Origin of the sequence: Brevibacillus reuszeri, from assembly GCF_002897295.1 — a bacterium.
In the GTDB taxonomy this organism is placed as follows: Bacteria; Bacillota; Bacilli; order Brevibacillales; family Brevibacillaceae; genus Brevibacillus; species Brevibacillus reuszeri_A.
Genome location: NZ_BEXF01000014.1, coordinates 24,195 through 38,816 on the forward strand (window position 1 = coordinate 24,195; position 14,622 = coordinate 38,816).

General features: G+C 47.9%; 15 protein-coding genes. 14 read left to right on the forward strand and 1 reads right to left on the reverse strand.

The annotated features are described in order from the left end of the window. Positions 1-229 precede the first annotated feature (229 nt). The 13 genes from C3B52_RS20995 (at position 230) to ggt (ending at position 13,640) form a co-directional block, all read left to right on the forward strand. The gene (locus C3B52_RS20995) at positions 230-928 is read left to right on the forward strand and encodes a response regulator transcription factor (RefSeq protein ID WP_103108346.1); all 699 of its coding nucleotides are present in this window, start codon (positions 230-232) and stop codon (positions 926-928) included. Next, complete coding sequence (locus C3B52_RS21000) at positions 925-1,941, forward strand: sensor histidine kinase (protein ID WP_103108347.1); 1,017 nt, start codon at positions 925-927, stop codon at positions 1,939-1,941. Before C3B52_RS20995 ends, C3B52_RS21000 begins: the two co-directional genes overlap by 4 nt. Before the next feature lie 67 nt (positions 1,942-2,008). Beyond that, on the forward strand, positions 2,009-2,779 hold the full coding sequence (locus C3B52_RS21005; RefSeq protein WP_103108348.1) for an ABC transporter ATP-binding protein: 771 nt from the start codon (positions 2,009-2,011) through the stop codon (positions 2,777-2,779). Continuing rightward, complete coding sequence (locus tag C3B52_RS21010; protein ID WP_103108349.1) at positions 2,754-4,634, forward strand: FtsX-like permease family protein; 1,881 nt, start codon at positions 2,754-2,756, stop codon at positions 4,632-4,634. Before C3B52_RS21005 ends, C3B52_RS21010 begins: the two co-directional genes overlap by 26 nt. Positions 4,635-4,881: 247 nt before the next feature. Beyond that, positions 4,882-5,358 (forward strand): Lrp/AsnC family transcriptional regulator, encoded by a 477-nt coding sequence (locus tag C3B52_RS21015; protein WP_049736503.1) that lies wholly within the window; start codon positions 4,882-4,884, stop codon positions 5,356-5,358. A gap of 124 nt (positions 5,359-5,482) precedes the next feature. Beyond that, entirely contained in the window at positions 5,483-7,048 is a 1,566-nt protein-coding gene (locus C3B52_RS21020) for an ABC transporter substrate-binding protein (RefSeq protein WP_103108350.1), read from the forward strand. A gap of 41 nt (positions 7,049-7,089) precedes the next feature. Further along, complete coding sequence (locus C3B52_RS21025) at positions 7,090-8,046, forward strand: ABC transporter permease (protein ID WP_103108351.1); 957 nt, start codon at positions 7,090-7,092, stop codon at positions 8,044-8,046. Continuing rightward, positions 8,046-8,876, forward strand: coding sequence for an ABC transporter permease (locus C3B52_RS21030; RefSeq protein WP_103108352.1), 831 nt, complete (start codon positions 8,046-8,048; stop codon positions 8,874-8,876). Before C3B52_RS21025 ends, C3B52_RS21030 begins: the two co-directional genes overlap by 1 nt. A 36-nt stretch (positions 8,877-8,912) precedes the next feature. Beyond that, on the forward strand, positions 8,913-9,887 hold the full coding sequence (locus C3B52_RS21035; protein ID WP_103108353.1) for an ABC transporter ATP-binding protein: 975 nt from the start codon (positions 8,913-8,915) through the stop codon (positions 9,885-9,887). Further along, on the forward strand, positions 9,884-10,870 hold the full coding sequence (locus C3B52_RS21040) for an ABC transporter ATP-binding protein (protein ID WP_103108354.1): 987 nt from the start codon (positions 9,884-9,886) through the stop codon (positions 10,868-10,870). Before C3B52_RS21035 ends, C3B52_RS21040 begins: the two co-directional genes overlap by 4 nt. 20 nt (positions 10,871-10,890) lie before the next feature. Continuing rightward, a complete protein-coding gene (locus C3B52_RS21045; protein WP_103108355.1) occupies positions 10,891-11,472 on the forward strand; it encodes a chromate transporter in 582 nt (193 codons plus the stop codon). Then, positions 11,469-11,999, forward strand: a complete 531-nt coding sequence (locus C3B52_RS21050) for a chromate transporter (RefSeq protein WP_103108356.1) — start codon at positions 11,469-11,471, stop codon at positions 11,997-11,999. Before C3B52_RS21045 ends, C3B52_RS21050 begins: the two co-directional genes overlap by 4 nt. A 30-nt stretch (positions 12,000-12,029) precedes the next feature. Continuing rightward, entirely contained in the window at positions 12,030-13,640 is a 1,611-nt protein-coding gene (gene ggt / locus C3B52_RS21055; RefSeq protein WP_103108357.1) for a gamma-glutamyltransferase, read from the forward strand. Positions 13,641-13,704: 64 nt separating this feature from the next. On the opposite strand, the gene C3B52_RS21060 is transcribed toward ggt, so the two are convergent. Next, on the reverse strand, positions 13,705-14,043 hold the full coding sequence (locus C3B52_RS21060) for a thioredoxin family protein (RefSeq protein ID WP_103108358.1): 339 nt from the start codon (positions 14,041-14,043) through the stop codon (positions 13,705-13,707). A gap of 157 nt (positions 14,044-14,200) precedes the next feature. Here C3B52_RS21060 and C3B52_RS21065 point away from each other — a divergent pair, with 157 nt between their 5' ends. Further along, positions 14,201-14,578: a response regulator gene (locus C3B52_RS21065; RefSeq protein WP_103108359.1), complete on the forward strand. Its 378-nt coding sequence runs from the start codon at positions 14,201-14,203 to the stop codon at positions 14,576-14,578. Positions 14,579-14,622 lie beyond the last annotated feature (44 nt).

Consider the following 14,622-nt stretch of genomic DNA (forward strand, 5'->3'; position numbering starts at 1 on the left):
AGCAAGAATAACCAACCTCTAAATCGCGGTAGCTCATCCTCGATTAGCCTCGATCAAGGTTTTCTTACTGAATCAGAAAGCAAACGCTTCCCGGTACCTGCATACCTGATTCAGCAAGAATAACTTACCTTTAAATCGCGGTCGCTCATCCACGATTAGCCTCGATAGAAGTTTTCTTATATAGTAGAGAGTAATAAAGAATGGAGACTCAAAGTGGGAGGAACGATTGATGTCAACCATTATGATTGTGGAAGATGATCCGAAAATTAACCAACTGCTGCAAAGTCAGTTGGAGAAATACGGTTTTCGTACTGTGAATGTGGAGCATTTTGATCGCGTCATGGACGTGTTTTTAAGTGCGCGCCCGGATCTTGTCTTGCTGGACGTGAACCTGCCCAAGTTTGATGGGTTCTACTGGTGCCGGCAGATGCGGCAGGAATCGAAATGCCCGATCCTGTTTATCTCAGCACGTGAAAGCAAGATGGACCAGGTAATGGCACTTGAAAACGGAGCAGATGACTATATCACGAAGCCGTTTGATTATGATGTCGTGCTTGCCAAAATCCGCAGCCAGCTGCGCCGTGCCTATGGTTTGTATGCACCTCAGGAAGGGGAGCGAACTGTAGAGGTGTCTGGTCTCAAGCTGTTTTTAGAGCGGATGGAGCTAAACATGCAGGATCAAAAAGTGGAGCTGAGCAAAAAAGAAGCACTTTTGCTGGAGGCACTGATGAATCAGTATCCGCGGGTTGTCAGTCGGGAGCGACTATTAGAAAAGCTGTGGGATGAGCAGTTTGTCGATGAAAATACGTTGAATGTGTACATCACGCGTGTACGTGGAAAATTAAAAGATTTGGGTCTGGAGGGCGCTGTGGAGACGGTCCGTGGCTCCGGCTACCGCTTGCGGACGATTTGGGAGGATGGGCAATGAGTCTGTTCCTTCGGGATCAATGGGCTTTCGCAGCCTTTTTTCTCGTCCAGCTGATTCTTTTAATCTTGATTTTTGCCATGGATGGCTATTGGAATGAATCGTTAATCATTTACGTAGTCTTTTTGTCTTTGTTTTTTGCAGGAGCATTTCTCGTGGTTCGGTATTTGACGCACCGAACGATCTATCAGCGTCTGAGCAAGCCAGTGGAATCACTGGAAGAGCTGACGCAAACTCATGGTAATGCTGCCCTGTGCCGCGCGCTGGATGAAAACTGCCTGGAGCATTACCGCTTGTACAAAGAGCAGCTGCATGCCTATGAGAATAAGCAGCGCGATCACACTACGTTTATTCAGCAATGGGTGCACCAGATGAAAACGCCGATTTCGGTTATTCATCTTCTGCTCCAGGATGAGGATGATTCGACTGCGGAGAGCATTCGGGAAGAAGTCGATCGAATTAAACGCGGGCTGGAAACCGTACTCTACATAGCTCGTCTCGATCGTTTCGAGCAGGACTTTCTCATCGAGCCCGTATCTTTGCGGGGGATGGTGCAAAACGTACTCGCCGAAAACAAACGTCTGTTTATCCGCAACCAGGTTTATCCGGAGGTAAAAATCGATGAGCGGTGGAGAGTGGAGTCAGACGAAAAGTGGCTGTCCTTTGTGCTCAATCAGCTCTTGACCAATGCTGTGAGATATTCAGCGGGCAAAAGCAATAAGGTGACAATCCGTGCCTATGAACGAGGAGCTAGCGTTTTGCTGGAGGTCCAGGACTATGGCATCGGCATTCCACCTGAAGATATTCGGCGCGTGTTTCAACCGTATTTTACGGGAGAAAATGGACGTAAGTACCCGGAATCCACGGGGATGGGGCTCTATTTGGTCAAGGAAATTTGCGGCCGATTGGAGCACAGCGTCGAAATGGAATCGGAGGTAGGCGTGGGTACGACGATTCGGATTGTCTTATCTGCGGTTGTTCCAATCTTACAAGATCGTAAGCTTCCTGAAAGTTAATTCGATAGCTAGGTAACACACGATTTTCGTATAGTTGGAGCATGATGAAAGAAAAAGGGTGAATCGCATGGAAATGCTTGCAGTAAAAAGCCTTAGCAAAATATACGGGGGCAAGGTAACTTACCGCGCGTTGACTGATATTGACTTTACGATCCGCAAGGGAGAGTTTGTAGGCATCATGGGTCCGTCAGGGAGTGGAAAGACTACGCTTCTGAACATGATTTCCACGATCGACAGCCCTACTTCTGGCGCTGTCTTACTGAATGGAACGAACCCTCATCTACTGAAAAAGCAAAAGCTGGCTTTATTCCGCAGGCGTGAATTAGGTTTTGTCTTTCAAGACTTCAATCTCTTGGATACACTGACGATTGGAGAAAATATAGTATTACCGCTCACACTCGATGGTGTGGATGTCACGACGATTGAAGAAAAGCTGCAGACGCTCGCAGCCAAGCTGGGGATTGCGGAAATATTGGAGAAGCGCACCTATGAGGTCTCCGGCGGTCAACGCCAGCGAGCAGCGATTGCGCGAGCTATTATTCATACACCATCACTCTTGCTGGCGGATGAGCCGACAGGCAATCTCGATTCAAAGTCTTCTCGCAATGTGATGGAGACGCTGGAGGCTATCAATAAGTCCGAAAATACAACGATGATGATGGTGACGCATGATGCCCTCGCCGCAAGCTACTGTCATCGTGTCATTTTTATCAAAGACGGCCAGCTGCACAATGAAATGTACCGTGGCGAAAGCCGGCAGGTCTTTTTCCAGAAAATCATTGACGCGTTGTCGTTCTTGGGGGGCAATACGTATGACCTTTCGACAATTCGCGTGTAATAACGTCTTACGGAACAAGCGCACGTACGCAGCCTTTTTCTTGAGCAGTGTCTTTTCCGTTATGATCTTTTTTGTTTACGCGATGTTTATTTTCCATCCAGCTATTGCGGATGAGGCAATCCATGAATCGGTTGCTACAGGAATGATGGTTGCAGAATACATCATTTTTCTGTTTGCGTTTTTCTTTTTGTTTTATTGCGTGGGGGCTTTTTTGAAGAAGCGGGAAAAAGAATTCGGGATTTTGTTCGTACACGGGATGACTCCGATGCAGCGAAACTGGCTCGTGATTCTGGAGAACATGTTAATCGGTATCGTGTCGATCATCTTCGGAATTGGACTCGGGCTTGTATTGGCCAAGCTGTTTTTCCAATTTGCGGGCTTTTTGCTTGACGTAAAGGCTCTGCCCTTTTACCTTCCGTGGCAGGCGATTGGCTTGACGTTTGTTGCCTTTATGGTCTTGTACGCGGCGATTTCGATATTCACGGTGCTGCTCTTGCGCAAACGAAGCTTATTGGACTTGTTACAGGGGAGCCAACGCCCAAAGCGGGAGCCTAAGGCGTCTGTGTTCCTGTCTATTTTGGCTATTGGCTTGCTAGGTACAGCGTACACGCTAGCCCTAACTGCTGACGGGATGTATGTAGCGGTATTGCTTTTTCCAGTGACCTTCATTACGATTGCGGGCACCTATTTGCTCTTTACGCAATTGAGCGTGTTTTTAATAGGTATTCTAAAAAAGAAGAGATCCATTTACTGGAATAAAACGAACCTGCTTACACTGTCAGATTTGGGCTATCGCATGAAGGACAATGCCCGGATGTTTTTTCTGGTGTGTATCGTCTCAACGGTAGCATTTTGTGCAATTGGAACGCTGGCTGCATTGGCAGGGTCTATACAGGAAACGGTCTTGAAAACGAACCCGTTTGCTTTTGAATATCAAACCAAACAAGGAAATCCCGAAGCGGCCAAGCATCTCTCCTTGATTGAAACAAGCCTTCAGCAGGGCGGTTTCTCTTTTGAAAAATATCAGATCTCGATGAAGGTATTGCCGAAAACCGAAAAGGAAGAAAGCATTGGCGTGGTCAAGCTGGCGGACTACAACAAGATTGCGGTTGCCGCTAATGCAGGACAGCTGCAGGTTGCCGACAATGAAGTGTTTATGCTCGTCAGATGGTTTGGAGATGCTATCGAAACGAAAACATTGGATGTAGGAAATACGACTTTGATGGTCAAAACGGATGCGAAGCTAAATCCGCTTTTGGGTGGGCTTGATTTCCAGCGTCTGGCTGTCGTGCCGAATGTTGTATACGATCACCTGACAGGATTGAAGGAAGAAACGAGGTACAACTATGCTGTACCAAGATGGAAAGAAACACAGGAATTAAGCGTAAAGCTGCAAGAGCAGATCTCACACTTAAATGATGAATACTACTATACGGCACGCGCTCCGATCTATCGAGAAATGAAGCAAATGGCAAATACGATGCTGTTTATCGGATTGTTTGTTGGAGTTTTATTTTTTGTAGCAGCAGCCAGCTTTCTTTATTTCCGGCTGTATACCGATCTGGAGAATGACAAGCGGCAGTATGGAGCGATATCGAAAATTGGATTGTCTGACCGAGAGCTGTCCCGGATTGTGACGACACAAATTGCGTTGTTATTTTTCGTTCCGATTGTAGTGGCGATTGTTCACAGCATCGTAGCGTTTGTCTCGCTACAAAGCTTTCTAAAGCTTATCATGATCACATCAGTTGTAAAGCCGACAGCGATTGTGCTGCTTAGCTTTGTAGTGGTCCAGGGAATCTACTTCTGGATCATCCGAAACCGCTATTTGTTCCACCTGAAGCGTTCCATGTAAAAATTAGAAAGCAGACAGCCTCTTCGAAATGGAGAGGCTTTTTTTCTTTATTTATATAAATAATATCGTTAACAAAAATAAAAGAATGAAAATGCTTTCAACAATAAATTTTCTGAATTAATATTGCATGTTGTCGAAATTCGTATTATAGTAACAACAATCATTACGTAATTCGACTGTATTTTATACAAATCTACTGCCTGAAGGTTATATTTTCGAAAAACAAGACGAATAAAGGTGTGATTATATGGAAGAGATGTTCCGCCGTTCGCTTTATCCCGAATTAGACGATACCGATTATGGCATTATTCGGGCCTTACAGGAAAATGCGCGACTGCCATTTACTCAAATCGCAAAGGACCTCGGCGTCACGGAAAAAACAATTCGGATGCGTGTTCAGCAAATGCAAGACGAAGGTATTCTGAGTCTGGTCGGCATCGTCAATCCGGTCAAGGCAGGTCTTCACGTACAAGCCATTATTCATATCGCCACTGAAGCGGATAAATTGGATGAGGTCGTTGCTGCACTGAACGCGATCATAGAGGTTCGCCTGATTGTCCTTACCTCGGGAGAGTATCAACTGTTCACACAGGTTCTGGTCAGAAGCTACGATGAATTGTCGCAATTTTTGATGAAAAAGCTCAACAAGATCCCGGGAATTACACGCATGAACGTAATTAATGAACTCAAAATATTGAAATCGAAGTACAACTTCGTCCGCTAAAGACAGGAACTACCTTGGAAGGGGGAATGCCATCGGAGAGTTAGATTCCGCTGGGATTTTAATTTTCAAAAGTATTGTATTTATCACAAGAGAAAGCAAAGAAAAAAGAAAAGGGGTCATTTACATGTTTTCTAACAAGATGAGCAAAGCAATGCTCAGTGCCGTTCTGGGGACCATGCTTTTGGTAACTGGATGTGGAGGAGGCGGAGGCAGTGCTAGCACAGATGGCGGCAATGCAGCGGCACCAGCACCAGCGACTGGCAAGAAAGTAATTAACATCGGGTTAAAAGCTGACCCGCCGTCCATGGACCCGAACAGCTCTACTTCTCTCTACGATCGTCAAGTATACGCGAGTCTTTATGACAAGCTGTTTGATATCGATGCAGACGGGAAAGTAGTGCCGATGCTGGCTGAGTCTTATGAAGTAACGCCAGACGGCAAAACGTATACGCTGAAGCTGAAGCAAGGCGTAAAATTCCACGACGGAACTGATTTTGACGCAGAGGCAGTCAAATTCAACTTTGAGCGCAACATGACTGGTGAAAAATCCCGTCGGAAGGGCGAATTGAAATTCGTAGATTCCGTATCGGTTGTAGATGCACATACAGTGAAAATCCTGATGAAAGAACCGTTCGCTCCATTCCTGTCTGTATTGACAGACCGCTCAGGTATCATTGTTTCCCCGAAAGCGGTTCAGGAGCATGGCGAACAATATCTTAACCATCCAGTAGGTACTGGCCCGTTCACTTTTGTTGAACAAGTGAAAGGCGACCACGTAACACTGAAGAAAAATGAAAACTACTGGAACGGTACCGTAAAAGTAGATGAAGTGAACTACAAAGTATTCACGAACGGAACAGCGAAGGTACAAAACCTGCGCTCCGGTATGCTCGATATTATCGACGACACACCTGTAAAAGAAATTCCGGTTGTTAAGGGTGATGGAAATCTGCAGCTCATCGCAGAATCTGGACTCGGCTTCCAGGGTATCTACCTGAACAACTCCCGTGCACCGTTTGATAACAAATTCCTGCGTCAAGCTGTTGACCGTGCGATTGACCGTGAAGCGATCGTAAAAGTATTGTTCAACGGCTACGCAGCACCAGCACATACTGCATTTACAAAAGGAAGCCTGGCTTACAATGAACAGCTGAACACACCAGTTGCGCCAAATGCAGATGAAATCAAAAATCTTTTGGCACAGGGTGGTAAACCGGACGGATTTGGCTTCAAGCTCTACATCACGACTTCTCCTGAAAACGAGCAGCTGGGTGCTGTGTTGCAAAATATGCTTAAGCAATACAACATCAACGTGACTTTGGAAAAATTGGAATATGGTCAATTGATTGAAACAGGCGACAAAGGTGAATTCGATGCTCTGCAGCTTGGCTGGTCCGGTCGTTTGGACCCAGACCTGAACATCCATGACTGGGTTGTAACTGGCGCTAACAACAACAATGGACGTATCTCTATTCCGCAGCTGGATGAACTCATTTTGAAAGCACGTGGGGAACTGGATGAGGCAAAACGTAAGGCACTGTATGACGAAGCAGCAAAGCTCCTGCAAGATGAAGCTGGCTATGCATACATGTACCACCAATACGTACTGCTCGGCATGAACAAAAAAGTAACCGGATTTACGTTCGTACCAGATGGTATTGTCCGTACTGCAACGTTGGACAAGCAATAAAAGCCGTAACACTATAACAGCAAGAGCTAGGAGGAATTGTCATGATGTTCGTGTTCAGACGCCTACTGCTGACAATCCCGATTCTCCTGCTGGTGTCGATTATGACCTTTTCTTTAATCCATATGATCCCGGGCGATCCTGCCCGGGTCATTTTAGGACAAGAAGCGACACCGGAAGCATATCAGGCACTGCGAAGCGAGCTGGGATTGGATCAGCCGATCGTAGTGCAATATTTTTCCTGGCTGGGAAAAGTGATACAGGGTGATTTGGGAATTTCGATTACAGACCGAGTACCGGTCTCACAATTAATCATGCAGAGGTTGCCCGCAACGGTAGAGCTTACGATCGGAACGTTTCTGGTAGCTATTCTGATCGCTTTTCCGGCGGGAATTCTGGCGGCTGTACGCCGCGGCACCTGGATTGACTACACAAGCACCTTCACCGCACTGGGCGGTATGAGTATTCCGAGCTTTTGGCTGGCTATGATGATGATTATCTTTTTTGCGGTAAACAATCAATGGCTGCCTTCGTCAGGGTATGTACCCTTCTTGGAAAATCCGACTCAGAACCTGCTAGCGATGGTACTGCCTTGTTTGGCGACAGGATTGAGGGAATCAGCGGTTTTGATGAGAATGCTGCGTTCTTCTTTGCTCGATGTCGTGAGCATGGACTTCATTCGGACAGCGAAAGCGAAGGGATTGAACGAAGCAAGAACGATTCTGGGACACGCGCTGCGTAATGCGATGGTTCCAGTGGTGACGACTTCTGGTTTGATGATTGCTGGTTTATTAGGTGGTCTCGTCATTACGGAGTCTATCTTTTCGATTCCTGGCTTTGGTCGTTTGATTGTTGAATCTGTTTTTAAACGCGACTATGTAACCGTACAAGGTGCGATTCTCGTATCTGCGGTGCTGGTTGTCATCGTGAACCTGGCAGTAGACATTTTGTACGCCGTCATTGATCCGCGCATCAAGGCTGGGAAAGGAGCAGGTGAGTGATGAAAACCGTACGCAAGTTTCTCCGAAATGGTTTGGGCGTCATCGGAGCGGTGATTATCCTCGGATTGATTATTGTGGCCATCTTTGCACCACAAATCGCTCCATTTGACCCTAACGCACAAGACTATAACAAAATTCTAATTGCTCCTGATGGTGAGCATTACTTTGGCACTGATGATCTGGGGCGCGATATATTTTCCCGCGTCGTGTACGGTGCACGTATTTCGATTGAAGCCGCACTCATTTCTGTTGGAATTGCCATGCTTATCGGCGTACCAATTGGTCTCTTGTCTGGTTACTACCGAGGCTTCTGGGATGAATGGGTGGTCATGCGAAGTGTGGATGCCATGCAAGCTTTCCCGTTTTTGATTTTGGCCCTGGCGATTTCAGCTGTTCTTGGTTCCGGATTCGGTAATGCCATGTTTGCGATTGGTATTGGTTTTGCTCCGGCATTTGTCCGAATTACACGCGGTCAGGTCTTGTCTCTGCGGAATATGGAGTATATTCATGCGGCACGTTCTGTTGGAGTTAAGGATGCACGCATTATTTTCCGCCATATCCTGCCGAATGCGCTCAATCCGATTGTGATTCAAGCTACGCTGGCGATGGCATCGGGTATTATTGCGGAGGCGTCACTGTCTTACCTCGGGTTAGGTGTTCAACCCCCGACACCATCGTGGGGCAGCATGCTGAACCAAGCGCAAACACTCATGTCCGTTGCGCCATATGCAACGTTTTATCCAGGTATTGCAATCTTTTTAGTCGTGCTCGGTTTTAACTTGTTAGGGGATGGCCTGCAGCAGGTTCTAGATCCACGCGCACGCAAATAATAAATGTCCTAACACGGGATAAAAGGAGTGGAGCAGATGACGACCATCTTGGAAGTTGAACAACTGAGAACCCGGTTTCGTACCGACAGCGGTGTCGTCAGTGTCGTTGACGGCGTCGACTTCTCCATCCGTGCCGGCGAAACGCTGGGCGTCGTGGGTGAATCAGGCTGTGGCAAAAGCGTAACCAGTCTGTCGATCATGCGTCTCTTGCCGCCAAACGGAAGCACAGGCGGAACCATTCGTTTTAACGGAAAAAACGTATTGGAGCTGTCGGAAAAGGAAATGCAGGGCGTTCGAGGAAACGAAATCGCCATGATCTTTCAGGAACCAATGACCTCGCTCAATCCGCTGCATACAGTAGGCAAGCAGATTGAGGAAGCAGTCATGCTGCATATGAATGTAAGCAAAGCACAGGCAAAGGAGCGGGCAATCGCCATGCTCAAAGCGGTGGGAATGCCGCGAGCTGAAGAAATTTACGGAGAGTTTCCACACCAGCTATCTGGCGGGATGCGTCAGCGTGTGATGATTGCTATGGCGATGTCATGTGATCCCAAGCTGATTATTGCCGATGAACCGACAACGGCACTGGACGTGACGATCCAGGCGCAGATTCTCGATCTTATGCGTGATTTGAAAGAAAAGACTGGGACTTCGATCATGCTGATTACGCATGATTTGGGTGTTGTAGCCGAAATGTGCGACCGCGTCATCGTCATGTACGCGGGGCAGGTGGTGGAAGAAACAGATGTCGATACATTGTTTGAAAGTCCAAAGCATCCATATACGATCGGGCTCATGAACTCGATCCCTGAATTGGATGAAGAGCGCGAATATCTGGAAACCATTCCGGGAGCAGTTCCATTGCCCCATCAAATGCCGGTCGGCTGTCGTTTTGCTCCGCGCTGCACGCAGGCAATGCCTATCTGTCATGAAAAGCCGCCAGAGCTTTTGCAACTGAACGGGCAAAAATGCCGCTGCTGGTTGTACGAAGATAAGGGGGAAGAGGCATGACAACACCTCTGTTGGAAGTAAAAGGACTGCAGCAGCATTTTCCGATTAAAGCCGGTTTTTTGAAGCGGACGACAGGACATGTAAAAGCAGTAGATGGCATTGATCTTACGGTGTACCCTGGCGAAACGCTCGGAATCGTAGGTGAATCGGGATGTGGCAAGTCAACGACAGGTCGCACCATTCTCCGTCTACTGGAGCCAACTGCCGGAGAGGTTTGGTTTGATGGCAAGGATCTGGCGAAGCTGTCAAAAGAAGAGATGCGTCAAATGCGCAAGGACTTGCAAATGATTTTTCAGGATCCGTACGCTTCCTTGAACCCGCGCATGACCATTAAGCAAATTTTGATGGAGTCTCTGATGGTACACAATATTGGCACCAAGGAGGAGCGGGAGCGCACGATCGAAGAAATCATTCAGGTGGTGGGCTTGCGCAAAGAGCATCTGAATCGCCACCCGCATGATTTTTCTGGCGGACAGAGGCAACGGATCGGAATCGCTCGTGCACTTGTCGTGAAGCCAAAGCTGATTATTGCCGATGAGCCTGTATCCGCTTTGGACGTATCGATTCAGTCACAGGTGCTCAATCTCTTGAAGGATTTGAAAAAGGAATTCAATCTGACCCTGATGTTTATCTCGCATGATTTGTCGGTAGTCAAGCATTTGTGCGACCGAATTGCGGTCATGTATCTGGGCCGTGTAGTAGAAATTGCTGACAAGCGGACGTTGTTTGAAAACCCGAGCCACCCGTATACACGCGCGCTTTTATCGGCGGTACCAGTCGCCAAGCCGCGTCAAAAACGGGACCGGATTTTGTTGACAGGAGATTTGCCAAGCCCGGCGAATCCACCAAGTGGCTGCACATTCCACCCGCGCTGTCCATACGCGACGGAAATGTGCAAAACACAGGTGCCGAGTCTGTCTGACATCGGTGAAGGACAACTGGTCTCCTGCCATCTGGTGCAATCTGGCGAGATCTTCCGCTAGGCAAGGACGGAGGTACAAATATGGTTTACTGGCATTTGTTTATCGCTTTTTTTCGCATCGGTATTTTTGGATTCGGGGGAGGACCAACCATGGTTCCCCTGTTTTATACCGAGTGTGTGAAAAAGTACAAGTGGGTTACCGACGAGGATTTTTCGGATAACCTGGCACTGGGAAATGCGCTTCCCGGACCAATTGCCACCAAGCTGGCGGCGTTTATCGGTTATCGGGTCAAAGGCTGGACAGGTGCACTCGTGGCGAATATCGCTGTGGTGATGCCTGTCGTACTGGTGATGATTGGGTTATTGCAAGTCATCTATCAATGGAAGGACGCACCGGGTGTTTATGGCATGATTCAGGCGATTGGGCCAGTCATTGCTGTGATGACGGGCGTTCTGACGTGGGAGTTTCTATCCAAAGGGTGGAAGGGTGCGTCCAGCAAATCCGGTGTGAGCGTTTCACTCGGCCTTTCGCTTATCGCGCTGCTCTTTCTTGATTGGCACCCTGGCATCGTGGTAGGGATCGCTCTGGTCATTTCGTTTGCCTACTCTACCTGGTCTGTCCGCAAGCGCAAGAAGAAGGACGGCAAGGAGGGAGTAGCATGATTTACTTGCAATTGTTTTGGGCTTTTTTCATCTCCAACATCTTGGGGTACGGTGGCGGCCCACCAAGCATTCCGCTGATCCAGAATGAAGTGGTCGATCATTACAACTGGATGACGATCAAAGAATTCGGTGAAGTGCTCGCAGTAGCAAATGCACTGCCAAGTCCGATCGCAACAAAACTCGCGGGCTATATCGGTTATCAAGTAGCGGGAGTTCCAGGCGCAACTGTTGCCCTGTTTGCTACGGTAGCTCCAACAGCGATTGCGATGATTCTGCTGCTCCAATTTATTAATCTGTTCCGTAATGCACCGCAGGTGAAAGCGATGACCCAATCGGTACGGCCGATTGTTACTGTACTGCTTGGAACCATGACCTATCAATTTCTCATGGGTGCAGTCGAAGGAATTGGTTGGATGCAAACAGGAATTTTGACTGTTGCCTCCTACCTTCTGCTCGAAACATGGAAGGTGCATCCTGCTATTGTGATGGTAGCAGCGATGGCGTACGGGTTCATTTTCATCGGCTAGAATCTACTCTGATAAAGGGAGCAATTAACTATGGTTAACTATGACGTAATGGATTATCCGTACGCATCGAAGCGTGTGACAACTTATGCGAAAAATGGCATGGTAGCTACCTCGCAGCCATTGGCAGCGCAGGCTGGCCTCGATATTTTGAAAAAGGGTGGAAATGCGGTTGACGCGGCAATTGCTACGGCTGCTTGCCTGACTGTAGTCGAGCCGACCTCGAATGGCATCGGCGGCGACGCGTTCGCCCTTGTATGGATCAAAGACGAATTGCACGGTCTTAATGCGAGTGGTCCTGCTCCACAGGGCATTTCGATTGAAGCCCTCAAAGCAAAAGGACTTGAGGAAATGCCGACATACGGGTGGACACCAGTAACAGTACCAGGCGCACCTGCTGCTTGGGCTGAGCTGTCCAAACGCTTTGGTCGCCTGCCGCTGACGGAAGTATTGCAGCCTGCGATTGACTACGCGGAAAACGGATACCCGCTATCCCCGACCCTTGCTCACTACTGGAAGGTAGCGCATAAAAAGTTCTCGCAGCTGTGCACGGGCGAGGAGTATGCACACTGGTTCAAAACATTCACGCCTGACGGCAAAGTGCCAAAGGCAGGAGACATTTGGAAATCGCCAGGTCATGCAGAGACGCTGCGCCAAATCGCACAGACAAACGCAGAAAGCTTTTATCGCGGAGAACTCGCGGACAAGATTGATGCTTTCTCTCGTGAGTGCGGTGGCTATTTGCGCAAGGAAGATTTGGCAGCGTACCAGCCAGAGTGGGTGAAGCCAGTAGGTGTGAATTACCGCGGTTACGATGTATGGGAGATCCCGCCGAATGGTCAAGGCATGATTGGTCTTATGGCACTGAACATTCTGAAGGGCTACGATTTTGCCGCAAAAGAAACAGTAGAAACGTACCATAAACAAATCGAAGCGATGAAGCTGGCATTTGTGGACGGGCTGAAATACATCACAGAAGAGAGCAAGATGAAAGTATCGGTAGCGGATTTGCTCTCCGAGGAATACGCGAATACTCGCCGTGCCCTGATCGGTGATGAAGCGCTCACACCAGAGCCAGGACAACCGAAATCAAGCGGTACCATCTACTTGGCTACAGCTGATGGCGAGGGCAACATGGTGTCATTTATTCAAAGCAACTATATGGGCTTTGGTTCAGGAGTTGTGATTCCGGGGACAGGTATTGCCATGCAAAACCGCGGTCACAATTTCTCGCTTGATCCTCAGCATGATAATTGCCTCGAGCCTGGCAAAAAAACGTTCCACACCATTATTCCAGGCTTCTTGACCAAGGACGGAAAAGCAGTTGGTCCATTTGGTGTGATGGGTGGATTCATGCAGCCACAGGGACATGTGCAGGTCGTGATGAACACTATCGACTTCCATCTCAATCCTCAGGCTTCGCTGGATGCTCCGCGCTGGCAATGGACAGAAGGCAAGACAGTGGAGCTGGAGCGTCACTTCCCCGAGCATCTGGCGTTGGCTCTGGAACGCAAGGGGCATACAATCAAGTGGGCACAGCTTGGCAACTACTTTGGCCGTGGACAGATCATTTGGCGTGATGAAAATGGTGTGTTAAGCGGTGGAACCGATATGCGGACCGATAGTGCCATAGCAGCTTGGTAATACAAAAAGCAAACCGTACACGCAAATAGGGTGTACGGTTTTTTCTTTTTCATGAAAGTGAACGTTAACCAGGTGGATTAAGGGAGGCTGCCTCAACTACATTCTTTAATACGTGTTCAAACTCCCCAAAAAGGACAAAACGGGATTGGCGGAATACTTCCTTTCCATCAAAAAACAATAGGATAGTAGGCGCCGTAAGCACCAGATATTCGCCTGCAAGACTAGGGATTTGTTCAATCGATGCGGCGATTCTATGTACCTGCTGGTAGTTATCCAGCAGCTTGATTGTTTTTTCGTAAGTGACATCACATACACCGCAGTTTGCCATTTTAATAAACAACAGGCAAACTGTATGCCGCTCGATCTCTGCTTTGATTTGGGATAGCTCCGTATAGTCTCTCAAGGCTTCCTGTCTCCCTCTTTATCGTGTCGTTCTCCTCTAGTGTATTTAGCGTATCAAAAAATCATTTGTTCAGAAATGGTTGAGATGCACCTAGTACAATAAAAAGTGTTGGAAGATGTGAGCATGCTATGAATGTAAATAGAGGAGAAAAGATTCCATGAGGAGTATTATGATTGTCGATGATACAGCGTTTACGCGTCTCGTGCTGCGAAACATATTTGAGTCTTTGGGGTATGTTGTGATTGCCGAAGCCGACACAGGCGAGGATGCCGTCAAAAACTATTGCTTGTTTAAGCCCGAGCTCGTGTTCATGGATATCTCCATGCCGGGAATGAATGGTTTGAATGCCTCTCGCAAAATTATGGAGATAGACAGTGACGCGAAGATTATTATCTGTTCAGCACTCGTGCATCGTGAAACGGTCATCAAAGCCATCCAGGCAGGAGCAAGAGACTTTATCGCCAAGCCTCTCCAGACAGAGCGGATTGAATGGGCGATCCAAAATGTACTGGGGACGGATATGTATTTGCAATAAGTAAGTAAATATTTTTTCACACGAGGCTATGGAGGCATAGGCTC

Bases quoted from the DNA above. Each gene is read 5' to 3' on its own strand.
- C3B52_RS21000 (WP_103108347.1), top strand. From the start codon at position 925: ATGAGTCTGTTCCTTCGGGATCAATGGGCTTTCGCAGCCTTTTTTCTC.
- C3B52_RS21015 (WP_049736503.1), top strand. From the start codon at position 4,882: ATGGAAGAGATGTTCCGCCGTTCGCTTTATCCCGAATTAGACGATACC.
- C3B52_RS21045 (WP_103108355.1), top strand. From the start codon at position 10,891: ATGGTTTACTGGCATTTGTTTATCGCTTTTTTTCGCATCGGTATTTTT.
- C3B52_RS20995 (WP_103108346.1), top strand. From the start codon at position 230: ATGTCAACCATTATGATTGTGGAAGATGATCCGAAAATTAACCAACTG.
- C3B52_RS21050 (WP_103108356.1), top strand. From the start codon at position 11,469: ATGATTTACTTGCAATTGTTTTGGGCTTTTTTCATCTCCAACATCTTG.
- C3B52_RS21020 (WP_103108350.1), top strand. From the start codon at position 5,483: ATGTTTTCTAACAAGATGAGCAAAGCAATGCTCAGTGCCGTTCTGGGG.
- C3B52_RS21040 (WP_103108354.1), top strand. From the start codon at position 9,884: ATGACAACACCTCTGTTGGAAGTAAAAGGACTGCAGCAGCATTTTCCG.
- C3B52_RS21065 (WP_103108359.1), top strand. From the start codon at position 14,201: ATGAGGAGTATTATGATTGTCGATGATACAGCGTTTACGCGTCTCGTG.
- ggt (WP_103108357.1), top strand. From the start codon at position 12,030: ATGGTTAACTATGACGTAATGGATTATCCGTACGCATCGAAGCGTGTG.
- C3B52_RS21025 (WP_103108351.1), top strand. From the start codon at position 7,090: ATGATGTTCGTGTTCAGACGCCTACTGCTGACAATCCCGATTCTCCTG.
- C3B52_RS21035 (WP_103108353.1), top strand. From the start codon at position 8,913: ATGACGACCATCTTGGAAGTTGAACAACTGAGAACCCGGTTTCGTACC.
- C3B52_RS21030 (WP_103108352.1), top strand. From the start codon at position 8,046: ATGAAAACCGTACGCAAGTTTCTCCGAAATGGTTTGGGCGTCATCGGA.
- C3B52_RS21005 (WP_103108348.1), top strand. From the start codon at position 2,009: ATGGAAATGCTTGCAGTAAAAAGCCTTAGCAAAATATACGGGGGCAAG.
- C3B52_RS21010 (WP_103108349.1), top strand. From the start codon at position 2,754: ATGACCTTTCGACAATTCGCGTGTAATAACGTCTTACGGAACAAGCGC.